Source organism: Agrobacterium tumefaciens str. B6, from assembly GCF_001541315.1.
GTDB classification, from domain to species: Bacteria; Pseudomonadota; Alphaproteobacteria; order Rhizobiales; family Rhizobiaceae; genus Agrobacterium; species Agrobacterium radiobacter.
This window is the reverse complement of record NZ_LMVK01000012.1, coordinates 37,391-63,192: the sequence shown is the minus strand read 5'-3', so window position 1 is coordinate 63,192 and position 25,802 is coordinate 37,391. Positions and strand designations below refer to the sequence as shown.

Genomic DNA, 25,802 nt, shown 5'->3' with positions numbered 1-25,802 from the left:
GGCGAAGCAACCGGGAAAAACGGCAATGCGCAAGGCGTCGAGACTGTTCGAGATCATCCAGATCCTGCGGGTGGCGCGCAGGCCGGTCACCGCGCAGACGATTGCCGAGGCGCTGGAGGTGACGGTGCGCTCGGTCTATCGCGACATAGCAGCGCTTCAGACCATGCGCGTGCCGATCGAAGGGGAACGCGGCGTCGGTTATATCCTGCGTCCCGGCTTCAACCTGCCGCCGCTGATGTTTTCCATAGAAGAGACGGAGGCGATCGTGCTGGCGCTCGCCATGGTCGCCCGCACCGGCGATGCCGAATTGCGGCAGGCGGCCAGGCAGGTCAGCGACAAGATCGCCGCCTCCCTGCCCGACCCCCTGTCGAAAACCCTCTCCGCTAATGCCCTGCACGCCTGGGGCAGCATCGCGCCGGCGCCAGCAGGCGTCGATCTTGCCACGGTCAGGCGCGCGGTGCGCGACGAGGAGAAACTGGAAATCACCTATCGCGATGAAGCCGGCGCGGAAACGCAACGACGGATTGGGCCGATTGCGGTGATCTATTATTCCGAAACGGTGAATATCGTCGCCTGGTGCGAACTACGGCAGGCGATCCGCAATTTCCGCTCGGACCGGGTGCTGAGCTGCGACACCACGGGCAGCTTCTTCAAGCTCGAAGGCGAGAAGCTGCGGCAATTGTGGATGAGCGGCTGGCAGAGCAACCAGCCGGGAAACAGAACTCCGGAACGCGCGACAGATTAAGCTGGCGTTGTGCGACGAGCACGAGATAGTGCAGCTCGCAGCCTTTGTTCTCTGTCGGAGCCGGAGCACCCCTCTCCACCCTCATTCCTGTGCTCGTCACAGGAATCCAGTCGACACGCGTTTGCGCGGCGGAGGGGAGTCTGGCCTCAAAGCACGGCAGCGTTTTGCAGCAAATACCCCAGCACCCGGTCCTCCTCGCGCCCGAAACCGCGAATGGCGATTCGGTCGGCAAAAACATCGGCGATGGCAAACGTGTTCTGGTCGGGCGTATCCACCATGCCCTTGAAATTCACGAAGTGGGTATGGCCCAGCACGCCGTAATTGCCCTCGTGATTATGGCCGTTGAACCACGCGACGACCGAAGGATGCGCGCCGAGAAGCTCGAGGATGCGCGGCGCGTCCCACATGTTGTGGGCGTTTTCCGGATAGACAGGGTAGTGGCAGAGAACGATCACTTTTTCGCCTGCCGCATCCGCCTTTTGCAGAACCGTCTGCAGCCATTCGAACTGTTCATCGCTGAGCGAAGCGTTCCAGTCCTGCGCATTGATTGCGCCCGCATCCGCCAGACGCTTCAGCCGCTCTGCAGCAAGCGCGCGACGCGGATCGCCGGGCGGCGGGGCGAAAAGGCTGACTTCGTTGCCGTCAAGCACGACGAAGCGGACGTCACCGATGGAAAAATCATGCCAGGGGGCGGACATGCCGAGGCGGTTATGGATATCGGGCAAATGCTCAGCGGCGACGGCGAAATCGTGATTGCCCGGCAGCAGGACCGACCGGTGGCGAAGCTTGTCGTAAACGGCAAGGATCGCATCGAAATTTTCAAAGCCGCGGTCGATGATATCGCCCAGCGTCACCACGAAGGCCAGATCTTCGCGGTTGAAGGCGTCGATCGCGTCTGCGAGCTTTTTCGGGCTTTCAGCGTAATATCGGCCCATCTCGGGGCGCGGATCGGCATCGGCATATTGGGGATCGGCGACAATGCCGAAGGAGAAGAGAGGCGTGGTTTTTTCAGTCATGATGCGCCGCGATAAACCCGGCGGATGACAGGCTTGTGACAGAGAACGACATCCCAAAAGCAGAACACCCGGCGCGAGGGCCGGGTGTTCGAAAATTCCGTTCCGCAAGCCTTACTTGGCGGCGGCTTCGTAACGCTCCAGGACGTAGTCCCAGTTGATGAGGTTATCGACGAAGGCTTCGAGGTACTTCGGACGCAGGTTGCGGTAGTCGATGTAGTAGGAGTGTTCCCAGACGTCGACGCCGAGGATCGGCTCTGCACCGTGAACCAGCGGGTTTTCGCCGTTCGGGGTCTTGGAGATTTCGAGCTTGCCGTTCTTGACGGAAACCCATGCCCAGCCGGAGCCGAACTGCGTGGTGCCGGCAGCGATGAAATCAGCCTTGAACTTGTCGTAACCGCCGAGATCGGAGGCAAATGCCTGTTCGAGCTTGCCCGGCAGCTTGTTGCCGCCGCCGTCCTTCTTCAGCCACTTCCAGAAATGGACGTGGTTGTAATGCTGGGCAGCATTGTTGAAGAGACCGGCATTGGTGCCAAAGGACTTCTTCACGACTTCTTCGAGCGACAGGTCAGAAAGACCTGCTTCCGCCGCCAGCTTGTTGCCGTTGTCGACATATGCCTTGTGGTGCTTGTCGTGATGGAACTCGAGCGTCTCGCGCGACATGTAGGGTGCAAGCGCGTCGTAGTCGTAGGGGAGTTCAGGAAGTTCAAAGGCCATGGTTTTTACTCCTTTTTGCAGCGGGTTACCGCTCCTAGAAACCGTGTGAGCGGACCATAGGAGCGAAGCTCTGTTTGGGCAACCTGTGAAATATCAAAATGTTCCGCCAAAAGAGAAAATTCGTCTCGCGCCGGCCACCACCACATTTGTTTCACAACCCTGGCGTACCGTTTTCCACCCTATCGGTTCGGTTTTGCCGAGATTGCAGGAAGGAAATTCCATGACCCGCCCCAACTCCCGCTCCTTGATCCGCTCCATCCTCCTCTTCACCGCCCTGTCATCGCTGGCACTCCCCGCCGCCGCATCCTCGGACGATACCTGGAAAGAATTCGTGGCGGATGTGCAGACGGCCTGCCTTGCCGGAGCCAAGGACATGATCGAGGACGCCAAGGCGGTGGTCGATCCCGTCGGCAGCGAAAATTACGGCCTCGCCATCCTGACCGGCAAGGCCAAGGGCGCGGATGCGACGGTCAGCCATATCTGCGTCTACGACAAGAAGACCAAGGCGGTGGAACTGGGCAGCGAGCTTGCCGGGGATACGCTGAAGGTGGAAATTCCCGGCTCCACCAAGCCCTGATTCTATATTGAGAGCGGGACCGCTCGCACTTTTCGCCGTCCCGCTCTGACGCCTCAGAAACGTGGCGTGGTGTCACCCTCGCCCAGCGCGCGCTGCATCAGCACCGTATCCAGCCATTGGCCATGTTTCCAGCCGATGGATTTGAAGGTGCCGACATGCTCGAAACCGGCGGCGCGGTGTACGCCGATCGACGCGGCGTTGGCGCTGTCGCCGATAACGGCGATCATCTGCCGGAAGCCGCGCGCCGTCGCCTCCTCGATCAGTGCATCGAGCAGCTTGCGGCCGATGCCCATGCCCTTCATGGCCGGATCGATATAAACGGAATTCTCCACCGCCGCGCCATAGGCCGGGCGCGGACGATAAGCACCGGCATAGGCATATCCGGCTATCTTTCCATCGCATTCGGCGACGAGATAGGGATAATTACCCTCCACCATGAGGCGACGGCGCTCGAGCATCGTCTCCGCGCTCGGCGGATCGATCTCGAAACTGGCGCGGCCATGGAGCACGGCATCCCGGTAGATTTCGGTAATGGCTGGAATATCGGCCTCTTCACAGGGGCGGATCGAAAGGCTGGAAACGGTGGAAAGGGTCATTCTCTTGTCCTGCGGATCATTCACGCCATCATTGTGCATTGCGGCGCAGCCAAAATAAAGATTATCTATCTTATACAAACGATAAGGTTTTCTTTGATGATGGACCTCGATCTGCGGCAGGTGCGCAGCTTCATGGATGTCGCCGATCTCGGCAGCTTTTCCGCCGCCGCCGACAAGGCGGGGCTGACCCAGCCGGCCATCAGCCTGCATATCCGGCTTCTCGAAAAACAACTCGGCGTTAGGTTGATCGAAAGGGTCGGCAGGCGCGCGCAGCCGGCGGCGGCGGGGCGGGATTTTCTCATCCATGCAAGGCGGATTGCGGAAGAAGTGGCGCATGCGATCGGTACCGTAGCACCGCATCGCAGCGGGGTGACGGGACGCCTGCGCATCGGCACGGGCGCAACCGCCTGCATCTATCTGCTGCCGCCGGTGCTGGCCAAAATCCGCCAGGCCATGCCCGGTATCGAAATCGTCGTGCAGACCGGCAATACCCACGATATCCTCCGGCTTCTGGAGGCCAACACGATCGATGCGGCGGTGGTGGCCCTGCCCGCCAGCGGCCGCAGCCTCGATATCAGCGATATCCATCTCGATGAACTGGTTGCAGTTTTCCCGCATGGCGCCGTCACTGACAGAACGGTACTGAACGCCGAAACGCTTTCGACGCGGCCGCTGCTGCTTTACGAGGGCGGCAATACGCGCAGGCTGGTGGATCAATGGTTTTCGGCGAGCGGACGTACCGTGCAGCCTGCCATGGAACTGGGCAGCGTCGAGGCCATCAAGAAGCTCGCGGGTGCGGGCCTTGGCCTTGCGATCGTGCCACGCATGGCGATGGAGTATGAAAGCGCAACGTCAGGGCTTGAATGGCGCTCGCTCGAGCCGCCGCTGGAGCGCCGGATCGCGCTGGCGATGCGGCGAGACAAACATATGACCGCGCCGCTGCGGGCGCTTGCCGCTGCGCTGCCGAGCTTGCAGAAACGATAAAGCCCGCGCCGGTTTCGGGCGCGGGCTCGGCTGTTAACGAAAAGGACCACACCTCTCCTCCGTCATGCCTGACCAGATCCAGCATCCAGCCACGGCGCGTCTGCGCCGTGAGAAGAGTCTTACGCGATCAAGGACTTGATCGCGCTGGACCCCGGATCAGGTCCGGGGTGACGGAACCCGGTAGCGCGGGTTTTGTCAAAGGCAATCTCTTCCTCAGAACTCCGTCCAGTCGTCGCCCTTCACGGCCAGCGCCGCATTGCCACGCGAGGCGGCAACCGGGCGGGCCCTTGAAGGCGCAGCGACGGGTGCGGCAGGCGCACGGGCGGGACTTGCGGCCCGCTGCATATGCCTTGCCGTCTCCCGCAATGCGGAGGTCTGCTGGCCGAGCTGGAATTGCGCAAGCAGGGCGTGGAGGTTGGCGCATTCCTGCGCGAGACCCGCACCGGCCGCGTTCATTTCCTCGACCATGGCGGCGTTCTGCTGCGTGGCCTGATCCATGTGGTTGACGGCGGTGTTGACCTCGGAAAGGCCAGCCGACTGTTCCTGCGCCGCAGTGGCGATGGCGTCCATATGGGTGTTGACGGAAAGCACCAGCTGCTCGATTTCGGAAAGCCCGACGCCGGTGTCGGCGACCAGCTTCACGCCCTCACCCACCGCAACGGCAGATGTGTTGATGAGCTGCTTGATTTCCTTGGCGGCATTGGCGGAGCGCTGCGCCAGTTCGCGCACTTCCTGTGCGACGACGGCAAAACCCTTGCCCGCATCGCCCGCCCGCGCCGCCTCGACGCCCGCATTCAGCGCCAGAAGGTTGGTCTGGAAGGCGATTTCGTCGATGACGCCGATGATCTGGCCGATCTGGCGCGAGGAATGCTCGATGCGCTCCATGGCGGAAACGGCATCGCGCACCACCTTGCCGGAAAGATCGGCCTTTGACCGTGCTTCACGCACCGTGTCGCGCGCCTCGCCTGCTCGCTTGGAGGTGGCGGAAACATTGGCGGTGATCTCTTCCAGCGCGGCGGCGGTCTCTTCCAGAGAAGCGGCCTGCTGCTCGGTGCGGCGGGAAAGATCGTCGGATGCCGATGACACCTCATGCGCGCCGCCGTTCACTGTCTGTACGGACTGGCCGACGCTTGTGAGCGCTTCGCGCAGCTGATGCACGGAGCTGTTGAAATCGTGGCGCAGCGCCTCGAATTGCGGAGCGAACGGCGTGGCGATCTCGCAGACCATGTCGCCGGAAGCAAGACGGCGAAGGCCGCCCGCTAGCGAACCCGTGGCCTGATTGAGCCGTTCTTCGGCCTCAGCCTCGGCACGCTGCTGCAGCTCGATACGGTCCCGCTCGGCCCGCTCGCGGTTGGCGACGGCTTCCGCCTCCAGCTGCTTGTTGCGGATTGCCGCCTCGCGGAAGATTTCCACGGCGCGGGCCATCTCGCCGATCTCGTCGGAACGCTTTGCACCGGCGACATCGATTGCAAGATTACCGCCCGAAAGCTCCATCATCGCGTTGGTCAGGCGGCTGATCGGCCGGGTGACGCGGCCGACGATGACAGCAAGCGAGAGAATACAGAGCGCCAGCGTGACGACGAAGACGGCGAGATAGATCATCGCATCGATAAAGGCACCCTGTTTTGCCTTTTCGGCATTGGCATCCAGAACATCCATGGCGGCGGACGCGATTTTCGCAATCGTGCCGAGATTTTCGGTGACGGTGGTGCGCCAGCTATCCATGGTGAAGGCAGGCGTGCGGCCGTTGTTCAGGTCGTCGATGAGCTTGGTGCGCTGGGTGCTGAAATCACCCTTGAAATAGGTCTTGTCCGCGGTGGCGTAGATGTCCTTGAGCGACTGCGGCGTCGATTCATGCGCGACCAGATCGCCGGTCGCTTTCCACGCGAAAGCCGCACCGGCATCAGCTGCGCCGAGCTGCTGCATTTCCTGCGCGGTGAGCGGCCGGTTCTGGGCGACGGCGCCGTTGAGAATGACGGTGGCGCTGCCGCCAAGTGCGCGGGCGGACCAGCCATAGGAGCGCAGCTGGATCAAACCGGTCTGACCCTGATCGAGGGAGCGGACAGTGCCTTCAAGTGCCGTCGAACCGGCTTCAAGCGAGGCGAGGAAATCGCCGCCGAGCGTCATGACCGTCTTGTCGAGCCCGCTTTCGCGCCGGTCGAGCGGCTGCGAAACATTGGCGTCAACCTTTTTTCTGAGCTCGACGAACTGCGCGTAAACATCTTTCACACGCTTGAGCGGCGCTTGCAGCTGCGTGTTTTCGAGCGATGAAGACTGTGTGAGGAACGCCGTCATGGCGGCATCCACCTTCTGGCGTGCCGCCTGCACGCTGGCGATGCTGCCGGCCGACTTTGACGGATCGAGCGTCAACGCCGTGGCGCTGTCGCCACGTTCACTGCGGAAATTCAAAAGCGCATTGAAAAGAAGCTTGTCGAGCGAGGCGAGTTGCGCGACCTCGGAAAAGGTGCCGGCGCGATTGACCGAGCGCCACAATTCGTTGCCGACCAAACCGGCCAGCGCAAGGCTGATGGTAAGGAAAAATCCCACAAGTATATTACGAATGCTGAAAGACATCTGGCGGCCCTCGTTAGCCGGAGGTGAAGATGCCGCAAACTACAGTTCGTTTGTCTAAAATTGGATTAAATTCCCCCCGTCTTTTTGGGGAAAATATTGCACCGCAGAAAAGCAATGGCCACGGCAGGCCGAATGCCCGCCGTGGCCTCTTTACGAGATGATTGCCGATCTCAGACGTCTGCGCCGAGACGCGCCCAGTCCATGTAAAGATCGAGCGCCTTGCGGGCGACCGGGCCTGCCTGCAACTCGCGATCATCCAGCTTCACGACAGGCGAAACCTTGGAATAATTGCCCGAGCAGAAGATTTCATCGGCCTCGCGGAAATCCTCGACCGACAGGGTCGCCTCACGGACATCGAAACCGGCCTGACGCAGAAGGCCGATCACCCGCGAACGGGTGATGCCGGCCAGGAAGGTGCGGTTCGGAACCGGGGTGAAGACGACGCCGTCCTTGACCATGAAGATGTTGGCCGAAGCGGACTCGGCGACATTGCCATTCATGTCGCGCATCAGGGCATTGTCGAAGCCGCGCGAGCGGGCTTCCAGAATGGCGCGGCCGCTATTGGGGTAAAGGCTGCCGGCCTTTGCGTCGGTCATCGCGGTTTCCGGCGAAGGACGGCGCAGCGGCGAGACGGTGAGCGTCAGCGGCTTGCCGGCATCCATCGGCGCTTCGAAAAGGCACAGCGCAAAACGGGTGGAACTGGCATCCGGCGCGACAACGCTGCCGGGCATGCCGTGTTCGGCCCAGTACATCGGTTTGATATAGATCGCCATCTTGCCGTCGAACCTGTTGACGCCTTCCAGCGCCAGCGCCTCGATCTCCTCCGCCGTCATCGTCGGCTTCATGCCCATATTGGCGGCAGAGCGGTTGACGCGCTGGCAGTGCAGATCGAGATCGGGAGCGACGCCATCAAACCAGCGCGCGCCGTCAAACACCGTCGACGCCAGCCACATGGCGTGCGAGGTCGGGCCGATGAGCGGCGGATTGCCGGGCAGCCATTGACCGTCAACATAGGTCCAGGTGGTTGATCGGGGTGCGGTATCGACGCTCATGATGGTCTCCTGTCTCAAGCGTTTCCGTCAACTGAAAACGCTCCGTCTTTTTGTTCTGATGCATTACCGGATGAGGAACGCTACGCGCGCTCAACCTGGGATGTGCTGGAAATCGGCCGGAGTGAATGCCTCTCCCCTGACGAGGTCAAGTTTTAATTGCCGCGATTTCTGATTTTGATGGAAAATAACAAAGCGACGGCCCGACAAAGATGTTTTATGAGGTGAAACAAAAGGTTGATGAATAGATTCATCACAATAATTCATCGATCCGATGATGGCGGGGCGATTTCACCCATGCGATGCTGACGATCTGACGGCAGTCCGCAGGAGGAAAACCATGGCATGGTCCGCCCACCAATATCTGAAATTCGAAGACGAACGGACACGCCCCGCCCGGGATCTCCTGGCCCATGTGCCGCTGGAGCGGGTGCTGAATGGCTATGACCTTGGCTGTGGCCCCGGCAATTCCACCGAGCTTCTGACTGACCGTTACGGCGTCAACGTCATTACCGGCATCGACAGCGACGACGACATGCTGGAAAAGGCGGCGGACCGGCTGCCGACCACCCGCTTCGGCAAGGCCGACCTTGCAAAATGGAAGCCGGCGCAGAAGGCAGACCTGCTTTACGCCAATGCCGTTTTTCAGTGGGTGCCGGATCATCTCGTCGTTCTTTCGCAACTGATGGACCAGCTGGAAAGCGGCGGCGTTCTGGCCGTGCAGATGCCTGACAATCTGCAGGAGCCGACGCATCGCGCCATGGAGGAGACCGGAGCGAACGGCGCCTGGAAGGACAGCTTTGCGGACGGCAGCCTGCGCCGCAAACCCCTGCCTCCCCCTTCGGACTATTTCGATGCGCTGACGCCGAAATCCGCGCGGGTGGATGTGTGGCACACCGTCTATAACCATCCGATGAAGGATGCGGAAAGCATCGTCGAATGGGTCAAGGGCACGGGCCTGCGCCCCTATCTCGCCGCCGCCGGCGAGGAAAACCGCGAAGCCTTCCTCGCCGACTACACGCGGCGCATCAAGGAGGCCTATCCGCCGATGGCGGACGGCCGGTTGCTGCTGCGTTTTCCCCGGCTTTTTGTGGTGGCGGTGAAGAAGTAAGGACGTGAGATTGTCGCAGGTGGACGCATCCCCCACCGCCCTCATTCCTGTGTTTGTCACAGGGATGAGGAGAGCGCGGAATGCAGAAAGCGTGGACGGCCGCAGGCTTATCTAGCCAACCGGCCTAAACGCCAATGTTTAACCTGCAAAGGCATAGACCCGGAGACGGTGGTTGTCGGGGTCGGCAGCGGTAAAGGTGTAGCCGAACTCCATTTTGGCGGGCTGCTGCAGCATGGCGAAGCCTCTTGCCTTCCAGCTGGCGAAAGTCTCATCCACCTCTGCGTCGTTTTCGACACGGAAGGCGAGCTCGCCGCCGCCGCCCGCGATCGATGCCTTCGGCTCCACGGTATGCTGCGACCACAGGCCGAGCTTCATGCCGTTGGCAAGGACAAAGAGGGAAAATGTCGGTGAGGATTCCACCGGCTCCGCACCCAGCAGAGCCTTGTAAAATTCGGTGCTGGCCGGCGGGTTGTCGACGTAGAGAATGGTGAAATCGGGGTGGATCATGGCTGTTCTCCTGTGTTGCGGATGAACGGTTTCTAGACCCCGCTACTGTCAGTTTTTGTCAGCATGATGCCGCCGCCGCTGTTTTTCCCTTTCGCGCCATTCTTTCAGCAGGGCCTGGCGGCGGCGCGGATAACGGCTGTCGAGAGGACGGAAATCTTCGATGCGGTCGGCCCGGAAACTGCGGTAGTCCTGCCGCGTCTCGCACCAGCCCAGCACCACCCGCACCAGATCGAAAAAAGCGAGTGCGAAGGGCCAGATCACCCGCTCCGTCACGTCTCCCTTTTCATCGCGATAGGTGATGACGACCTTGCTTTCCTTGCGGATCGTATCGCGAATGGCCGCCAGATCGACATGGATGGCGGCGAGGCCCTGCCCCGGCCCGACGAGCAGGGTGGAATTATCGAGTTCCTCGCGCAGGGCATCGGGAAGCACGGCGCCGATCTTGACGAGTGCGGCGCGGGCGGCCTCGGCCAGCCCGGCATCGGCGCGGCCCGCCACCCAGCGCGAGCCGAGCACCAGCGCCTCGATCTCCTGCTGCGAAAACATCAGCGGCGGCAACAGGAAACCGGGTCGCAGCACATAACCCACCCCCGCTTCGCCCTCGATGTCAGCACCCTGCGCCTGAAGCGTTGCTATATCGCGGTAAAGCGTGCGCAGGCTGACGCCGGTCTGCGCGGCAAGGGCCGTACCGCTGACCGGCATGCGGTGGGAGCGCAGGATCTGCAAGAGATCAAGAAGCCGTTGTGAGCGCGACACGCGACATTTCCTTCCACCCGCATAGTCGGATCGTACTGTTGACGATCCCGGCGATAGACGCGTAACGCCGCCAGCCGCCCGGTGCAACCACGCAAAAAAGGGTGGACAAGGCCGCGCCGCCATCATGTAGATATGGTCAGGGATATTCACGCCCCCTCACCCACCACAGGCATTTCGAGTTTCCGCCATGATCGTTCGTCCAAAACCGAACCTGCTGCAGCTTTTCCTCATCGTGCGCGGTTCCATCATCGTCCGCATCTTTCCGCAGGTGCTTGCGGTGTTCCTGCTGTCGACGCTGGTTGTCTGGGCGCACAAGGACCGGCCGGATCTGGTGCAGGCGTTGAACGGCGCGCCCTTTTCGCTGCTCGGCATCGCGCTTTCGGTGTTCCTCGGCTTTCGCGCCAATGCCTGTTACGACCGCTGGTGGGAAGCCCGCAAGCAATGGGGCGCGCTGATCACCGTCGCCCGCACGCTTTCGCGACAGACCGCCATGCTGGAAGGCCGGCAGGATGTAGCCGATCCCGTAACCCGCCGGCGGATCACCGATCTTGTAATCGCCTTCTGCCACGCGCTGGTCTCGCACCTGCGCCCCGGGGATGCGACCGCCACTGCCGCCAACCTCATTCCGGATGACCTTTCGGAGATCTATGCCCGCAGCCGCAACAAACCGGACATGCTGCTGCGCGAAATATCCGGCGCTGTCGTCTCCGCTCATGGCAAGGGGCAGATCAGCGATATCCAGCTGCAGATGCTGGACGCCACCGTGCAGCAGATGGGGGCCTCGCAGGCTTCGTGCGAGCGCATCCGCCAGACGCCGGTTCCCTTCGGTTATTCGCTGCTGCTTCACCGCACCGCGCATCTCTTCTGCCTGTTGCTGCCGTTCGGTTTCACGGATCTGCTCGGCTGGGCCACGCCTTTTACCAGCACGCTGATCGCCTATACGTTTTTCGGTCTCGACGCGTTGTCCGACGAGCTGGAAGACCCATTCGGCACCGGCCTCAATGCCCTGCCGATCAATGCGCTTGCCACCACCATCGAGATCAATCTGCGCGAGGCGATGGGCGAGACCGATCTGCCGGCCGACCCGCGCCCGGTGGATTATGTACTGATGTGATATCGTCCCGCCGGGTTGAAACCGATCGCGCGGACACCAGTTAATGAAAGACGGCTTCCCCGCCCGGCATCTGCCGCCGACCATGTTTTCAGCAAACAGGAGAGACATCCATGTATCACGTCAACGCCAATGGCGCGAATATTCCCGCCCTCGGTTTCGGCACCTTCCGCATTCCGGAAGACGATGTCAGGCGCATTCTGCCGGAGGCGCTGAAACTCGGTTTCCGCCATGTCGATACCGCGCAGATCTACAAGAACGAGGGTGCCGTCGGCGAGGTCCTCGCTCAGTCAGGCATTTCCCGCCACGATATATTTCTCACCACCAAGGTCTGGGTGGATCGCTTTCGTCACGACGATTTTCTCGCCTCCGTCGATGAAAGCCTTGCAAAACTGAAGACTGACTATGTTGATCTCCTGCTGCTGCACTGGCCGAAGAGCGATGTGCCGCTTGCCGAGCGCATGGGCGCGCTGAACGCGGTGCGCAAGGCCGGAAAGGTGCGCAATATCGGCATTTCCAACTTCAACGTGGCGCTGACCGAAGAAGCAGTGAAACTTTCCGACACGCCGCTTGCCACCAACCAGATCGAATATCACCCCTATCTCGACCAGACGAAGGTGATTTCGGCCGCGCGCAAACACGGGATGTCGGTGACGGCCTATTATCTGATGGCCGATGGCAGGGTGCCGAACGATCCCCTGCTGCAGGACATCGGCGCAAAGCATGGCAAGACCGCCGCGCAGGTGACCCTGCGCTGGGCCGTGCAGCAGCCGGATATCGTGGCGCTTTCCAAGACGGCGACTGAAAGCCGCCTCAAGGAGAATTTCGACATTTTCGATTTCGCGCTGACGGAAGAGGAAATGCAGGCCATCCACGCGCTGGCCAAACCGAACGGCCGCATCGTCAGCCCCGGCCACCTCGCACCCGATTGGGACGACTAAGCCGGCGGGGCAGTCCGGTTCGGTTTCATCGCTCGGTCAGGGCCAGCTTCGCACCCAGCACCACAAAGGCGGCGGCGAAGCTGCGCCGCAGCCAGGCGAGAACCGCCGGGCGTGACATCACCTGCCGCCGGACCGAGGCGGCAAAACAGCCGTAAAGCGCAAAGACCAGAAACGTCATGGCCATGAAGATCAGCCCGAGATCGATCATGCGCCATGTCGGCAAAGCCTCATCCGGCGCGATGAACTGCGGCAGGAAGGCGAAAAAGAAGATCGACAGTTTCGGGTTCAGGAGATTGATGAGGATCGCCTCGCCGATGACGCGGGCGGCCTTCTGCGGCTCCCCGGCATCATCGATCTTCAGCGCACCGTCTTCCCGCAGCGTATTCCACGCCATGTAGATGAGGTAGGCGACCCCCAGATATTTGACGATGCCGAAGGCCAGCGCGCTGGTGTGCAGAATGGCGGCAAGGCCGGTGATGGCGGCGAGCAGATGCGGCACGATGCCGAGCGTGCAGCCGAAGGCCGCAATCACGCTCGCCCTCGCCCCCTGCGAGAGACCGGCGGCCAGCGTGTAGACCACGCCGGTTCCCGGAGAAGCGGCGACGATGAAGGATGTGATGAGGAATTCGGGTGTCATGGTGCGGGTATGTCCTGTGGGTGGAGGACAGGAGCATGATGGCGCGTGGGGTGGGTGTCTTGGACGAAATTGCAGAGCTGATGCTCGGAGGCTCGCGCGGTAATAGCAGGCTGAGGGGCTGGGCCAACCCACTCTCCCTCATTCCTGTGCTTGTCACAGGAATGAGGGTGGAGAAAGCATCTACGAAAACGCCGCCCGATAAACCGCCGGCGTCACGCCGAATTGCCGCACGAAAAACCGGTTCAGATGGCTCTGGTCGGTAAAACCGGCGGCAAAGGCCGCCTCGGCAGGCCGCGTACCGCTGGCCAGCGCATGCCGGGCCAGATGCATGCGCCGCTGGAGAAGATAGCTGTGCGGCGTCAGCCCCGTCGCCTTGGCGAAAGCACGCAGGAAGCGGAACTGGCTCATGCCGGCCTCGCTCGCCAGATCGGCGAGGCGGAACGGCCGGGCGGGATCATCGTCGATGCTGCTTTTCGCCCGTCTTATGCTGTCGAGTGCGGTAGTTTCGCGCGGTTTGGCAGCCACCTCCATCGCACCCGCCAGAAGCATCAGCAGGGCCTCGTCGCCATGCAGGGTTTCGCCCGGCCGCTGCCTTGCGGTCATCGCAGAAAAGACAGCGCAGAACCGGGCTGCTAGCGGCCTTGCATCGACGGGATAGGCAAATTCGAAAGAACCTCGATCCTTCTCGCAGACATCGGCAATGGCGTCGCGGACGATATCGATGTCGAGATAAAGCATCCGCCAGGCGCGGCCGCCCGCCCCGAGCGGAATGCCGTCATGCACCTCGCCCGGATTGACGGTGATGACATGGCCGGCGCCGGCCTCCACCATGCCACGACCGGAAAGCGATTTCTGCGCGCCGCGTTCGATGAGGCCGATGCCAAACTGATCATGCATGTGGCGCGGGAAAGAACGATCGCTGTCCGCCACCACGGCGACGACGCCGGGCATGCTGGTTTTCGGCATCAGGAACTGGCCTTGGCCCATGAAAGCGCGCGCTCCGCAGAAAAGAGCGCGACGCTATCACAGGATGCCCCCATGCGACAGACGTTGCCGCTTACGGATGCATATGGTTGATCATGGCAAAGACCTGATCGAAATTGCCGTTCTGCGCGGCAAAACGCAGCGGCTTGCAGCGTTCCACCACCACTTCATTCTCATCCGGACGATTTTCAAGAATATCCATCACCTCGGAAATGAAGGCGTCGAGCGGCATCGCCCTTTCGTCGCTCGCCTGCCCCTCGCCCATCAGCGTCGTCTGCACATAGGGCGGTACGATTTCGATGACTTCCACCGGCGTCTCCTTCAGCTGCTCACGCAGCGCAACCGAATAGGCATGGATGGCGGATTTGGTGGCGCTGTAGGTGGGGGTCAGCACCATGGGCACGAAGGCGAGGCCCGACGAGACAGTCAGCACCGTGGCGGCGGGCTGCTTTAGGAAATGCGGCAGAAGCGCAGCCGTCAGGCGGATGGGCGCGAGGAGATTGGGGGCGATGGTTTCTTCGGCCGTATCGAGATAATCCGGTGCGGCGGCAATGTCTTCCGGCCGCATGATGCCGGCATTGTTGATGACGGCGTTGAGGGTCGGATGGGCCTTCACCAGCGCGTCGGCAAATGCGCGAATGCCCACGGCGTCCGCCGCATCCATCACCATCGAGGCCATGCCCGGGTTGGCGGCCGTCACCTCGTCGAGCACAGCCTGGCGGCGGCCGGAAATGATGACCCTGTTGCCTGCCTGATGAAACGCTTCCGCCAGCGCCCGGCCGATGCCCGAACCACCGCCGGTGATGAGAATGGTATTGCCCGTGATTTTCATTGGAACATCCTTTGCTTGTTGGCTGAAAGGAAGTTAGCTATGATACTCTCCAATCGAAAGTAGGCACCCAAAAGATTTATACTTACCCAATGGAGAGTGTAAGATGAAACGGCACGCGGCCGACCCGGCCATCGAGAACCGGCGCAAGGTTCCGCCGCCCACGGATACCGATCCGGCGATAGAGGCGCTGGTTCAGGACATCATTGCGAAAGTTGCCGACAAATGGACGATGCTCATTCTGGAAGTGCTGGAAGAGCACGGCACGCTGCGCTTCACGCAGATCGGCAGGCTGGTGGGCAATATCAGCCAGAAGATGTTGACGAAAACACTGCGGCAGATGGAAAGCGACGGGCTGGTGCGCCGCACCGTGCACCCCGTCATTCCGCCGCATGTGGATTACGCTCTGACGAACCTCGGCCGCACGCTGGGCAGCGCCTTTTGCGGCGTTTGGATATGGGCGGAAACGCACCATGCCGAAATAGAAGAGGCGCGCCGCCTGTTCAATGAACAGCCGCCGCGCCCCGCGATGGAGTAGCTTCGCCTCAGGCGAACTGGCTGAGACCCGGAACCGAGGCGATCACCTGATCGACAACCTCATCGCCCGCATGCTGGCGGGCAACGGAGATGGTTTCCTTGGCGAGCGTGGAAATCTCGCTCATGCCGAGGCCCTGGCTCATCAGCTGCTGACCGAGACCCATGATGCCGCCGCCGCCGATGGCGCTCATCAGGCCGCCGAGCAGACCGCCGCCGCCGCCGGCACCCTCGCCATTATACTGCGCCACCAGATCGCTGGCGCCGGGAATGGCTTCGATCATCCGCGCGATCGGGCCGTCTGCGGCCTCGCGCTGGAGAAAACCGAGAATCATGCCAACGGCCTTTTCAGCCAGTTCAGGGTCGATCCCCGCCTTTACGGCGATCTGATCCACGACTTCGTTCATTCTTGCCTCCTGTTGAAAAACGACGCCAACATCGAATAACTGACGTTAACGTCAACGTAAAACAATCTCATGCTGCATTCAAGCGGCCACGAACAGGTGCGGCAACTTTCATCAAGCGGTTTTTCCTCATCGGCATCAAGCAGTTGTTGCGCCTTGAAACTGTCCTTATAAGATCATCACAACCAAACTATGAAAAGGCCGCTTTCGCGAGGAACGGTCACCGCATGCCAGCTACGCTTTTAATTCGGACATGACTTTTACAAAATCCGGCGCGATTTAAAGGGTCATGCATCAGCCGCAGGAGAAAATGGTCGATGTTGCAGGACGGACAGCTCTATATCGGGACCAGCCGCAATCCGGACGACAGCCTGAACAAGGGCGAATATCTGGAACTGAAATTCGGCAACCGCCACGGCCTGATCACCGGCGCGACGGGAACGGGCAAGACCGTAACGTTGCAGGTTCTTGCCGAAGGTTTCTCCAAGGCCGGCGTGCCGGTTTTCTGCGCCGATATCAAGGGCGACCTTTCCGGCATCGCGGCGGAAGGCGAAGCCAAGGACTGGGTGCAGAAACGCGTCGAACAGATCGGCTTCACCGATTTTTCCTACGGTAAATCCTCCGTCATCTTCTGGGATCTCTACGGCGAAAAAGGCCATCGCGTGCGCGCCACCATCGCCGAAATGGGGCCGCTGCTGCTTGCCCGGCTGATGGATGCCTCGGAAGCGCAGGAAGGCGTGCTCAACATCGCCTTCAAGATCGCCGACCAGGGCGGGCTGCCGCTGCTCGATCTCAAAGACCTGCAATCGCTCCTGAACTATATGGGCGAAAACGCATCGGAGCTTTCCAATCAGTTCGGCCTGATTTCCAAGTCCTCGGTCGGTTCGCTGCAGCGCGGGCTGCTGGTTCTCGAACAGCAGGGCGCGGCCAATTTCTTTGGCGAACCGGCGCTGAAGATCGCCGACATCATGCGCGTGGGCACGGACGGGCGCGGCACCATTTCGGTTCTCGCCGCCGACCGGCTGATGATGAACCCGCGCCTTTACGCCACCTTCCTGCTCTGGATGCTCTCGGAACTCTTCGAAGAACTGCCTGAGGTGGGCGACCCGGAAAAGCCGCGCCTGGTGTTCTTCTTCGATGAGGCGCATCTGCTCTTCAACGATGCGCCACGGGTGCTGGTGGAACGCGTGGAACAGGTCGTGCGCCTTATCCGCTCCAAGGGCGTCGGCGTCTATTTCGTGACGCAGAACCCGCTCGACGTGCCGGAAACCGTTCTTGCCCAGCTCGGCAACCGCGTGCAGCATGCGCTTCGCGCCTATACGCCGCGCGAGCAGAAAGCGGTGCGCACGGCGGCCGACACCTTCCGCCAGAACCCGGCCTTCAACACCGCCGACACCATCACCACGCTCGGCACCGGTGAGGCGCTGATCTCGACCCTGCATGACAAGGGCGCGCCCTCCATCGTCGAGCGCACCCTCGTGCGCCCGCCTTCCGGCCGTGTCGGACCGCTGACGGATGCGGAGCGCAGGTCGCTGATCGATGTCAGCCCCGTCGCCGGCCAATATGACAAGGATATCGACCGGGAATCGGCCTTCGAAATTCTCGCTGCCCGTGCCCAGAAGGCAGCGGACGCGGAAGCCGCCAGGCGCGCGGAGGAGGAAAACGCCTCCAGCCAGTCCGAAAGCGCTTCCGGCCGCTGGCGTCTGCCCGGCTTCGGCGATGAAGAACCCGCACCGGCATCCACCGGCTCGCGCAATGGCGGCGCCCGCCGCACGGGTTACCAGCGCGAAACGGTAATCGAGGCGGCGATGAAAAGTGCCGCCCGTTCGGTCGCCACATCCGTCGGCCGCGCCATCGTGCGCGGGATTTTGGGTAGTTTGAAGCGATAGAAACAAGCACGCCGCCCGCTCCCGATGGGGCGGGCGGCGCTTGATTGGCACAGCGGTTACTTCTGGCGATAGAAGATCATGCCGCCGTGATAGAGAATGTCGTCGACGAATTCGCCGTCGGCCGTAAAACCGGTATCGTCCCAATAGTCGATATGGTTTCCCCTTACCTCATATCGCCCCTGATAGGCGCTTTTGCGGTTGCCGCGCGCCTCGTCATAACGACCATCGGGCAAAAGCTCCTGACGAACATGGCCATCACCGGTGACCCACATGCCGATATAAGGGTGGTTCTGGATTTGAGCCGTTTCGGTCATGTTCACGTCCATGGCGTTATTCGCTTTGCGGGAACCCGTATCGGCGGACGCCGTTGCGAGCAGAAGCGCAACCGATGTCGAAACAATGTTCATTGCCTTTGCCCTCCCGATGCGGCGTTATCGCGACGCTCCTCGAACAGCTCAGCCAGCGTCCGGGATGCGGCGATGGCTTTGGGAAAACCTGCGGGAACGGTGATCAGATAGATCATTTCCTTCAGTTCCTCGTCGGTTGCGCCCACATTGAGTGCATAACCGGCGTGGACCTTCATCAGATCCCGCTCGCCAAGGGCCGCCATGACCGCAACGGCGGCCAGCTGGCGGGTCCGGTTATCCAGTCCCGGCCGCGACCACACCTCCCCCAGGGCGTAACCTTCGGTCGCTTCAGCGAGGAAAGGAAACTCCTGCCGCAAACGTTCCAGATTGGCCTGGGGCCGACCATTGTTGAGGCTGCGGATGACGTCGTCACCACGCCGCAGCCTGTCATCCAGACGCTGCGGATTGGCGATGGCGGCGGCACTTCCCGCAAGCATGGTAATCGCAAGCACGGTTGGAAAAATCGCTTTCATGTCGGCCTCCTCAGGCAGCGATGGGTCGGATGACGATTTCATTGACGTCGACATCATCAGGCTGCTCGATGGCGTAGCGCACCGCGCGGCCGATGGCGTCGGGTTTCAAGGCGATGGCCCGATAGGTCTGCATCAGCTCCGCAGCAGCCGGATCGGTGATGGTGTGGGCAAGTTCGCTTTCCACCACGCCGGGGTGAATGCAGGTGACGCGCAGGTCGCGGTTTTCCTGCCGCAGCCCGTCCGAAATCGCCCGCACCGCAAATTTCGTCGCGCAATAAACGGCCGCCGTGGGTGAAACGGCGAGCGCACCGATGGAAGCGATGTTGATGATATGGCCGGATGCGCGGGCGGTCATCTCGGGCAGAACGGCGGCGACGCCATAAAGCACGCCCTTGATGTTGACGTCGATCATCCGGTCCCATTCATCGACCTTGAGCGACGACATCAGCGATAGCGGCATGATACCGGCATTGTTGACGATGACGTCGACCTGCCCGAAAGCCTTGCGTCCGGCCTCCGCAAAAGCCTCGACGCTCTGTCTGTCCGTAACATCAAGCGGATGGGCGACGACCTCGGCACCCTTCCCGCGCAATTCTTCGGCCAGCACCTGCAAGCGGTCCATGCGGCGCGCGCCCAGCACCAGCCTCGCCCCGGCGGCCGCCAGTTCCCTTGCGATACCCTCACCGATCCCGCTCGATGCACCTGTGATGAGAACGACTTTGTTCAATGTCATGGCTTTCTCCTTGGTGTTACGGCCCGCTTTTTCTGAAAGCGACCGTTGCGGACAAGATAAAGCTTGGGCATTGTCGTGATAACCGCCTCAATCATAACCTCAATGGATAGAATTTCTAACCAATGAACATCGATCTCAACGCGCTTTCCACATTCTGCATGGTTGCCGACGAGCGCAACTTCCGGGCTGTCGCGGACAGGCTCGGCATAACCCGGTCCGCCGTGAGCCAGACCATCCGCAAGCTTGAAGAGACAATGGGAATAGCGCTGGTACAGCGCACGACGCGCAGCGTCAGCCTGACGGAAGCGGGGCAGCAGCTTTATGCGGATGTGTCGCCATCCATCGGCAATCTCGTCCAGGCAGCCAATGCTGCGTCGTCCCTGAGCGGCGCCGTGCGCGGGCAGTTGCGCCTTGCCGTTTCCTCGATTGCCGAGCGTTTTTTATCCGGGCCATTGCTTGCAAGCTTTGCGGACATGCACCCCGAGGTGCAGCTTGATATCGTCGTGACGGACGAGGAATTCGATATCGTCGCCGAACATTACGATGCCGGCGTGCGTCTTGGAGAACTGATCGCGCAGGACATGATTGCCGTTCCGGTTTCCGCTCCGCAGCGGCAGCTCGCCGTCTGCTCCCCTGGCTATCGGGACCGCTTCGGCCTGCCAGTGCAGCCCCGCGAGTTGATCCAGCACAGGTGTATCGGCTGGCGCCCCCGTCCGGGTGTGGCGCCATACAGGTGGGAATTTGCCAAAAACGGCCGCGAATTTGCGGTGGCGGTGGAGCCTGATTTCACCACCAACGACATGCAGCTGATGATCAAGCTGGCCTGCGCCGGCGCGGGCATCACCTTCGGCATGGAAGAAACGTTCCGCCCCTATCTGGAGAGCGGGCAACTCGTTTCCATGCTGGAAGACCATTCCCCGACCTTTGCGGGATTTTATCTCTATTACCCCAGCCGCCGTAACCTTGCGCCGAAGCTGCGCGCCTTCATCGATCCCGCCCGCCTGTCGAGAGAGCGGTAATCTGCCGGAGAAAGCCCCGGCAGATCATCAGAAAACAGGACTATTTCTTCTGTGAAACCAGCGAGAAATAGGCACCCTGCGGATCGACGCAATTGACGATCCAGCTTCCGCCGGGAACCTCCATCGGGCCGTTGACGACCTTGCCGCCGCCGGTGCTGACGCGGGTGATGGCTTCATCGATGCCATCCACATTGAAGTAATAACCCCAATGACAGACAGGGACCTGCGGCATGCGTTTCATTATGCCGCCGACGGCTTTGCCCTTGTAGGCGAAGATGCGGTACGGGCCCATGTCGCCCATGTCGAAATCATGGTCCTTGGTCCAGCCGAACACGTCGCCGTAAAAGGCCATGGCCTCATCAACATTATCGGTGAAGAGTTCATGCCAGCCGACATGGCCCTGCTTTTCCTGCATATCCTCGGGAAAACCGCCGGTTTCCATCGGCAGCGGCGTCATGATACAGAGCACCGCACCAAAGGGATCGGCGACCACGGCAAAGCGGCCGATTTCGGGAATATCCTGCGGGGGGCGTCTGATCGCACCGCCCTTTTCGGCGAATTGTTTCGCCGTGGCGTCCACATCGTCAACATCGACATAAGCGGTCCAGTTCGGGGGAATGCCCTGGCCCTTGTGCTCGTCGGTCAGCTCCATGACGCCGCCCATGCCTTTGCCATCGGCCTCCAGCACCAGATAGGGCATTTCCGGCGAGCCGAAATCCTTGGTCTGCCAGCCGACGACATGACCATAAAAGCGGGCTGCCGCTTCCATGTCGGGCGTCATCAGCTCGACCCAGATGAATTTTCCATGTGTATCGGACATTGTCGTCTCCTATGGAGGTTTTGGCGGGTGAGTGTCGGCCATTGCCCACCGCAGGACGCGGCGGCGCTGGTGCTCAGGTGAAATTCCGGCGGGGCTTCAGGCCTTGCGGCGGAATTCCGATGTCATGAAGGTCTTGAATGTGCCGTCCGGCTGCTTGACGCTGCCGGAAAAGCTGCGGTGATTATCATCATGCAGCACCAGCACGTCATGATAGGTAGCGGTGCTGCCGGAGCCGTCGAAGGCGGGGCCTTCCGCTTCCAACGTCAGGGTCTTGCCGTCCTCTTCCAGCCAGCCCTTGTAGACCCAGAGATTGGTCATCATCGACCCCACCCAGGTGCCGACGAAATTGCCCTTGGCCGGATCGAAACCGACCGTGATCACGGCTGTCATATCCGTGCCGTCAGGCATCTTGCCGGTGCCGTTGCCGATGATCCACAAACCGCCGACGGAGCGGACGGTCTCGGTGAATTGCTGCGACGGGTCGTCGGCATTGTAGTCCTCATGACCGGAACTGGAGGTCATGACCCAGTCTCCGACGATCCTCTTCAGGAATTCATGTTCCTTCTGCGGCTTGGCGATTTCCATTTCCATTTTCGTTTCCTCCTCGTCCGTCAGTTTTCAGTGGCAGCAGGAAGCGGCCTTCGGTGCGTCCTCATACTGGTCGTGACGGCGCACCCAATCCATTACCTCCTCTTCATTACGGCCTTTTGGCACCAGATCGAGCAGCATCAGCGTACCGAGCGTCTGCTCCGCGCCGCGGGCGTAAGTGGAGTAGGTGTGGTAGATCTTGCCGTCATCGCCCTTGGCGAAAACGCTGATGCCGTGCAGGTCCTTCAGGTCGCCATAGGGCGCCATGTCACGGTAATTATAGGTGATTTCGCCTTTGGTCATATCCTCGTCGCGGAACGAGGCCTGATAATCATAGTTGAAATCGCTGCCTTCGGCTGAAACCCACGGGAATTTCCAGCCCATGCGGTTTCTGTAGCTTTCGATCTTTTCAAGCGGCGCGCGCGACACCGCGACGAAACCCGCATCGCCATGTTTGAGGTGGATCAGCGCGCCATCGACGTGATCGGCAAAGAAAGAGCAGCCGACACAGCCCTCCTCCCAGTCCGGCGCCAGCATGAAGTGGTAGACGATCAGCTGGCTGCAGGTGCCGAACAGTTCCTGTAGCGATTTGGGGCCGGAAGGCGCGTCGAAGATATAGTCCTTCGTCACCTCTTCCCAGGGCAGCGAGCGCCGGGCCTCGTTCAGCCTGTCACGGGCTCGGGTCAGTTCCTTTTCCTTCACCAGCAGATCGCGGCGGGCCGCAAGCCACTCCTCCTTCGAAACGACGGGATGAGACATGATCTTTCCTCCTTGGATCCGTCTTTCACCACGGCACCGCTCCGCTTTTACGGAGGGCACCGCCTATTTCTGTGCTGAAAGGCAATTAACAGTCTGCGGGGCATCAAGTTCCGCTTGACTAATTAGGTTGATATCAACATATTTATCCCATGTCAAACGCCAGCGTGATTCCTTTTTCGACAACTCTTTTCGTGCGGGACGCCTGTCTCTGCCTGCATGCGCAGCGTGCGGCGCGGGCTTTGGCGCGGCTTTTCGACAATGCGCTGAAGCCGGTCGGCATCACCAATGGGCAATTTTCGCTGCTGATGTCGCTCAACCGGCCGGAGCCGCCGCCGATGGGGCCGGTCGCCAATCTTCTGGCCATGGACCGCACGACGCTGACGGCGGCGCTGAAGCCTTTGGAACGGCGCGGGCTGGTCAGCATCGAACAGGACCCGAAGGACAAGCGCGGCAAGCGGCTGCGGCTGACGGCCGCAGGCATGGCCGGGCTCACCGCCGCCTTCCCCAGCTGGCAACAGACCCATGCCGAAATCGAGGCCCGCATCGGCAGCGGCGACCCCGACCGCCTGCGCCGCGATCTTATCGATCTCGGCTGACGGGAAGCCGGCATAGCGCCACTTTTGTCGACAAGAATGTCATCTGGCCGTCGTGCCGGGGAGCGAAACTACGGAAAACGCGATCAAGGAGGAAAGATCATGCGTGTTATCGTTTTTGTAAAAGCCACCAAGAGCAGCGAAGATGGCGTCATGCCCACGACTGAGCTGATGGAGGCAATGGGGAAATTCAACGAGGAACTGGTCAATGCCGGCATCATGCAATCCGGCGACGGCCTGCACCCCTCGTCCAAGGGCAAGAGAGTCATTTTTGACGGCGACAGCCGCACCGTCGTCAATGGCCCCTTCCCGCACACCAACGAGCTGGTCGCCGGTTTCTGGATCTGGAATGTGAAGGATATGGACGAAGCCGTGGAATGGGTGAAACGCTGCCCGAACCCGATGCTGGAGCGCAGCGAGATCGAAATCCGCCCGATGTTCGAAATGGAGGATTTCGGCGATGTGGTGACGCCTGAAATCGCCGCCCATGTCGAAGAGCTGCGCGCGCGTGTCGCGAAGCAATAAAAGCCGCTCAAGGTCGAGAGCTGATTGAAACGGGAGAGTGCGGGCCTGCCGCATTCTCCCGCACGGCGTCCTACTCCAAAAACCATTGCCTCGAACAACCACCGCTGTTAATGGTGGAGCGGTTCAACCCGTTTCAAGAAAGGAGGCTTCGCATGGATATTTCCTGCTTCTGGCGCAATCGTCAGCTCTGCCACCTTTTTGCCCTGCAGACGCGTTTGCAGGGCTGACCGGAACACCAAAACTCTGGTTTGCCCAAAAGGCCGCGCAGAATGCAGCTTGTCTGCCGTTGCGCATGTTTTCACGACGGATCATCCCGAACCGAAACCCCGTACTGCATTGCCGCAGACCACGGTTCGTCGCGGGTCCGTTTCGCCAGAGACAAATTATGACCATCATCACGCTTCGAAACCTCGGAATCATTCTGGGCAAGCCGCTTTTTTCCAATCTCAGCCTCACCGTGAATGCAGGGGATCGCATCGGCATCGTCGCCGCCAATGGCTGCGGCAAATCCACCCTGCTCAATTGCCTTGCCGGTGAGCTGGACGCCACCAGCGGCGATATCACCCGGCTGCGCGGGCTGACGCAGTCCATCGTCCACCAGCACCTGCCCTCCCGGCTTATGGAACAGACGATGCGGGATGCCGTGCTTTCCGCCCTGCCGGCGGATACGATCGACAGTGAAAGCTGGCGCGCCGACATTATTTTCGACGCGATGCTGGTGCCGGAGCCGTTCCGCGAGCGCCGCCTGAAAGAGCTGAGCGGCGGCTGGCAGAGGCTGGCCATGCTGGCGCGGGCATGGATCACCGAGCCTGACGTCCTCCTGCTCGATGAACCGACCAACCATCTCGACCTTGAAAAAATCAACGTGCTGGAAAACTGGCTCGCTGAATTGCCGCGCGATACCGCAGTTATCATCGTCAGCCATGATCGCGCCTTTCTCGACAATGTCACGAAGACCACGCTGTTCCTGCGGCCGGAAAATTCGGCGCTGTTCCGGTTGCCCTACGGCCATGCGCGGCTAGCACTGGAAGAGGAGGATGCCGCCGATGAGCGGCGTTTCCAGCGCGACATGAAAACCGCGCAGCAATTGCGCCGGCAGGCCGCCAAGCTCAACAACATCGGCATCAATTCCGGCAGCGATCTTCTGACCGTCAAGACCAAGCAATTGCGCCAGCGCGCCGAAAAGCTGGAGGAGAAGGCGCGGCCCGCCTATGCCGAGCGTTCCGCCGGCAAGATCCAGCTCGCCAATCGCGGCACCCATGCCAAGGTTCTGGTGACGCTGGAAGATGTCCCCGTTTCGACGCCGGACGGAACATTGCTGTTTCGCACCGGCCGGCAATTTGTCCGCCAGGGTGACCGCATCGTCATTCTCGGCCGCAACGGCGTCGGCAAGACGCGGCTGATGTCGCTTCTGCAGGCGGCGGTATCGGACGCGGGCCAGATACTGGAGGGCGTCAAGGCCACGCCCTCGCTGGTGGCCGGATATGTCGATCAGTCGCTTGCCGAAATCGACGACGACAGCACGCCGGCGGCGTTCATGACCCGCCGCTTCGATATTGGCGATCAGCGCATTCATGGCCTGCTTGCCGGCGCCGGCATCGACATGGAAATGCAGAAACGCCGTATCGCAACGCTTTCCGGCGGGCAGAAGGCGCGGCTTGCCATGCTGGCGCTGCGGCTGGCGGAGCCGAATTTCTACCTGCTGGACGAGCCCACCAACCATCTGGATATAGACGGGCAGGAAGCGCTGGAGGCGGAAATCATCAGCCGTGAGGCCAGCTGCGTGTTCGTCTCGCATGACAGGAGTTTCGTGCGGGCGGTCGGAACCCGTTTCTGGCTGATCGACAAGCGCAAACTTGTGGAAGTCGACGATCCCGAAGCGTTTTTCGCTTCGGCCTGATGGTCCTTAAGGGCCGAGGTAAAACAA

Annotated in this window: 29 protein-coding genes; 12 read left to right on the top strand and 17 right to left on the bottom strand. The window is 61.1% G+C overall.

The genetic code is table 11. The features are described from left to right. Window positions 1–25: 25 nt before the first annotated feature. On the top strand, window positions 26–745 hold the full coding sequence (locus ASB65_RS10415) for a helix-turn-helix transcriptional regulator (protein WP_060723928.1): 720 nt from the start codon (window positions 26–28) through the stop codon (window positions 743–745). A 146-nt stretch (window positions 746–891) separates the two neighbouring features. On the opposite strand, the gene ASB65_RS10410 is transcribed toward ASB65_RS10415, so the two are convergent. Together ASB65_RS10410 and ASB65_RS10405 are read right to left on the bottom strand one after the other, a co-directional pair. Further along, complete coding sequence (locus ASB65_RS10410) at window positions 892–1,761, bottom strand: metallophosphoesterase (protein ID WP_060723927.1); 870 nt, start codon at window positions 1,759–1,761, stop codon at window positions 892–894. A 111-nt stretch (window positions 1,762–1,872) separates the two neighbouring features. Then, window positions 1,873–2,475, bottom strand: coding sequence for a superoxide dismutase (locus tag ASB65_RS10405; protein WP_003509319.1), 603 nt, complete (start codon window positions 2,473–2,475; stop codon window positions 1,873–1,875). A gap of 220 nt (window positions 2,476–2,695) precedes the next feature. Here ASB65_RS10405 and ASB65_RS10400 point away from each other — a divergent pair, with 220 nt between their 5' ends. Next, on the top strand, window positions 2,696–3,052 hold the full coding sequence (locus tag ASB65_RS10400; protein ID WP_174014696.1) for a hypothetical protein: 357 nt from the start codon (window positions 2,696–2,698) through the stop codon (window positions 3,050–3,052). Between the two features lie 53 nt (window positions 3,053–3,105). Here ASB65_RS10400 and ASB65_RS10395 read toward each other — a convergent pair whose 3' ends face one another. Further along, entirely contained in the window at window positions 3,106–3,648 is a 543-nt protein-coding gene (locus ASB65_RS10395) for a GNAT family N-acetyltransferase (protein WP_060724180.1), read from the bottom strand. Between the two features lie 96 nt (window positions 3,649–3,744). On the opposite strand from ASB65_RS10395, the gene ASB65_RS10390 reads away from it, so the two are divergent. Next, window positions 3,745–4,632: a LysR family transcriptional regulator gene (locus tag ASB65_RS10390; RefSeq protein ID WP_060723925.1), complete on the top strand. Its 888-nt coding sequence runs from the start codon at window positions 3,745–3,747 to the stop codon at window positions 4,630–4,632. A 213-nt stretch (window positions 4,633–4,845) separates the two neighbouring features. On the opposite strand, the gene ASB65_RS10385 is transcribed toward ASB65_RS10390, so the two are convergent. Both ASB65_RS10385 and ASB65_RS10380 read right to left on the bottom strand, forming a co-directional pair. After that, window positions 4,846–7,206, bottom strand: a complete 2,361-nt coding sequence (locus ASB65_RS10385; RefSeq protein WP_060723924.1) for a methyl-accepting chemotaxis protein — start codon at window positions 7,204–7,206, stop codon at window positions 4,846–4,848. Between the two features lie 170 nt (window positions 7,207–7,376). Further along, window positions 7,377–8,258, bottom strand: a complete 882-nt coding sequence (locus ASB65_RS10380) for a branched-chain amino acid aminotransferase (protein ID WP_003509326.1) — start codon at window positions 8,256–8,258, stop codon at window positions 7,377–7,379. 337 nt (window positions 8,259–8,595) lie between these two features. On the opposite strand from ASB65_RS10380, the gene tam reads away from it, so the two are divergent. Further along, the gene (gene tam, locus ASB65_RS10375; protein ID WP_003509327.1) at window positions 8,596–9,366 is read left to right on the top strand and encodes a trans-aconitate 2-methyltransferase; all 771 of its coding nucleotides are present in this window, start codon (window positions 8,596–8,598) and stop codon (window positions 9,364–9,366) included. Between the two features lie 138 nt (window positions 9,367–9,504). Here tam and ASB65_RS10370 read toward each other — a convergent pair whose 3' ends face one another. Together ASB65_RS10370 and ASB65_RS10365 are read right to left on the bottom strand one after the other, a co-directional pair. After that, on the bottom strand, window positions 9,505–9,873 hold the full coding sequence (locus tag ASB65_RS10370) for a VOC family protein (RefSeq protein WP_060723923.1): 369 nt from the start codon (window positions 9,871–9,873) through the stop codon (window positions 9,505–9,507). A 48-nt stretch (window positions 9,874–9,921) separates the two neighbouring features. After that, the gene (locus ASB65_RS10365; protein WP_003509329.1) at window positions 9,922–10,629 is read right to left on the bottom strand and encodes a helix-turn-helix transcriptional regulator; all 708 of its coding nucleotides are present in this window, start codon (window positions 10,627–10,629) and stop codon (window positions 9,922–9,924) included. A gap of 187 nt (window positions 10,630–10,816) precedes the next feature. Here ASB65_RS10365 and ASB65_RS10360 point away from each other — a divergent pair, with 187 nt between their 5' ends. Together ASB65_RS10360 and ASB65_RS10355 are read left to right on the top strand one after the other, a co-directional pair. Next, window positions 10,817–11,743 carry a bestrophin family protein gene (locus ASB65_RS10360; protein WP_003509330.1) on the top strand — a complete coding sequence of 309 codons (927 nt, stop codon included), beginning with the start codon at window positions 10,817–10,819 and terminating at the stop codon, window positions 11,741–11,743. A 110-nt stretch (window positions 11,744–11,853) separates the two neighbouring features. Further along, a complete protein-coding gene (locus tag ASB65_RS10355; RefSeq protein WP_060723922.1) occupies window positions 11,854–12,681 on the top strand; it encodes an aldo/keto reductase in 828 nt (275 codons plus the stop codon). A gap of 25 nt (window positions 12,682–12,706) precedes the next feature. On the opposite strand, the gene ASB65_RS10350 is transcribed toward ASB65_RS10355, so the two are convergent. From ASB65_RS10350 to ASB65_RS10340, 3 genes are all read right to left on the bottom strand, one after another. Beyond that, on the bottom strand, window positions 12,707–13,318 hold the full coding sequence (locus tag ASB65_RS10350) for a LysE family translocator (RefSeq protein WP_060723921.1): 612 nt from the start codon (window positions 13,316–13,318) through the stop codon (window positions 12,707–12,709). Between the two features lie 180 nt (window positions 13,319–13,498). Next, window positions 13,499–14,305, bottom strand: a complete 807-nt coding sequence (locus tag ASB65_RS10345; RefSeq protein ID WP_060723920.1) for a helix-turn-helix transcriptional regulator — start codon at window positions 14,303–14,305, stop codon at window positions 13,499–13,501. A 70-nt stretch (window positions 14,306–14,375) separates the two neighbouring features. Next, on the bottom strand, window positions 14,376–15,134 hold the full coding sequence (locus ASB65_RS10340; protein WP_060723919.1) for an SDR family oxidoreductase: 759 nt from the start codon (window positions 15,132–15,134) through the stop codon (window positions 14,376–14,378). A gap of 103 nt (window positions 15,135–15,237) precedes the next feature. Between ASB65_RS10340 and ASB65_RS10335 the strand changes: the two genes are divergently transcribed. After that, window positions 15,238–15,669, top strand: coding sequence for a winged helix-turn-helix transcriptional regulator (locus ASB65_RS10335; protein WP_003509337.1), 432 nt, complete (start codon window positions 15,238–15,240; stop codon window positions 15,667–15,669). Between the two features lie 7 nt (window positions 15,670–15,676). Here ASB65_RS10335 and ASB65_RS10330 read toward each other — a convergent pair whose 3' ends face one another. Then, window positions 15,677–16,072 carry a hypothetical protein gene (locus ASB65_RS10330; RefSeq protein ID WP_003509338.1) on the bottom strand — a complete coding sequence of 132 codons (396 nt, stop codon included), beginning with the start codon at window positions 16,070–16,072 and terminating at the stop codon, window positions 15,677–15,679. Between the two features lie 314 nt (window positions 16,073–16,386). Here ASB65_RS10330 and ASB65_RS10325 point away from each other — a divergent pair, with 314 nt between their 5' ends. After that, the gene (locus ASB65_RS10325; protein WP_060723918.1) at window positions 16,387–17,958 is read left to right on the top strand and encodes a helicase HerA-like C-terminal domain-containing protein; all 1,572 of its coding nucleotides are present in this window, start codon (window positions 16,387–16,389) and stop codon (window positions 17,956–17,958) included. Between the two features lie 56 nt (window positions 17,959–18,014). Here ASB65_RS10325 and ASB65_RS10320 read toward each other — a convergent pair whose 3' ends face one another. The 3 genes from ASB65_RS10320 to ASB65_RS10310 are packed head-to-tail and all read right to left on the bottom strand — an operon-like array spanning window position 18,015 to window position 19,571. Then, complete coding sequence (locus ASB65_RS10320) at window positions 18,015–18,365, bottom strand: Atu4866 domain-containing protein (RefSeq protein WP_003509341.1); 351 nt, start codon at window positions 18,363–18,365, stop codon at window positions 18,015–18,017. Next, window positions 18,362–18,838, bottom strand: coding sequence for a carboxymuconolactone decarboxylase family protein (locus tag ASB65_RS10315; RefSeq protein ID WP_003509356.1), 477 nt, complete (start codon window positions 18,836–18,838; stop codon window positions 18,362–18,364). The genes ASB65_RS10320 and ASB65_RS10315 overlap by 4 nt, the downstream gene beginning before the upstream one ends. A 10-nt stretch (window positions 18,839–18,848) precedes the next feature. After that, entirely contained in the window at window positions 18,849–19,571 is a 723-nt protein-coding gene (locus tag ASB65_RS10310; RefSeq protein ID WP_003509357.1) for an SDR family oxidoreductase, read from the bottom strand. 122 nt (window positions 19,572–19,693) lie between these two features. Here ASB65_RS10310 and ASB65_RS10305 point away from each other — a divergent pair, with 122 nt between their 5' ends. After that, entirely contained in the window at window positions 19,694–20,590 is an 897-nt protein-coding gene (locus ASB65_RS10305) for a LysR family transcriptional regulator (protein ID WP_060723917.1), read from the top strand. Window positions 20,591–20,630: 40 nt separating this feature from the next. Here ASB65_RS10305 and ASB65_RS10300 read toward each other — a convergent pair whose 3' ends face one another. The 3 genes from ASB65_RS10300 to ASB65_RS10290 all read right to left on the bottom strand — a co-directional run bounded on the left by ASB65_RS10300 (window position 20,631) and on the right by ASB65_RS10290 (window position 22,757). Then, the gene (locus tag ASB65_RS10300) at window positions 20,631–21,410 is read right to left on the bottom strand and encodes a VOC family protein (protein ID WP_003509361.1); all 780 of its coding nucleotides are present in this window, start codon (window positions 21,408–21,410) and stop codon (window positions 20,631–20,633) included. A gap of 96 nt (window positions 21,411–21,506) precedes the next feature. After that, a complete protein-coding gene (locus tag ASB65_RS10295) occupies window positions 21,507–22,001 on the bottom strand; it encodes a DUF1579 domain-containing protein (RefSeq protein WP_020813088.1) in 495 nt (164 codons plus the stop codon). Between the two features lie 27 nt (window positions 22,002–22,028). After that, a complete protein-coding gene (locus ASB65_RS10290) occupies window positions 22,029–22,757 on the bottom strand; it encodes a DUF899 domain-containing protein (RefSeq protein ID WP_060723916.1) in 729 nt (242 codons plus the stop codon). A 149-nt stretch (window positions 22,758–22,906) separates the two neighbouring features. Between ASB65_RS10290 and ASB65_RS10285 the strand changes: the two genes are divergently transcribed. The 3 genes from ASB65_RS10285 to ASB65_RS10275 all read left to right on the top strand — a co-directional run bounded on the left by ASB65_RS10285 (window position 22,907) and on the right by ASB65_RS10275 (window position 25,775). Next, window positions 22,907–23,353: a MarR family winged helix-turn-helix transcriptional regulator gene (locus ASB65_RS10285; protein ID WP_060723915.1), complete on the top strand. Its 447-nt coding sequence runs from the start codon at window positions 22,907–22,909 to the stop codon at window positions 23,351–23,353. Between the two features lie 99 nt (window positions 23,354–23,452). Continuing rightward, window positions 23,453–23,875, top strand: a complete 423-nt coding sequence (locus ASB65_RS10280; protein WP_060723914.1) for a YciI family protein — start codon at window positions 23,453–23,455, stop codon at window positions 23,873–23,875. Between the two features lie 385 nt (window positions 23,876–24,260). Then, window positions 24,261–25,775, top strand: coding sequence for an ABC-F family ATP-binding cassette domain-containing protein (locus ASB65_RS10275; protein WP_060723913.1), 1,515 nt, complete (start codon window positions 24,261–24,263; stop codon window positions 25,773–25,775). Window positions 25,776–25,802: the final 27 nt, after the last annotated feature.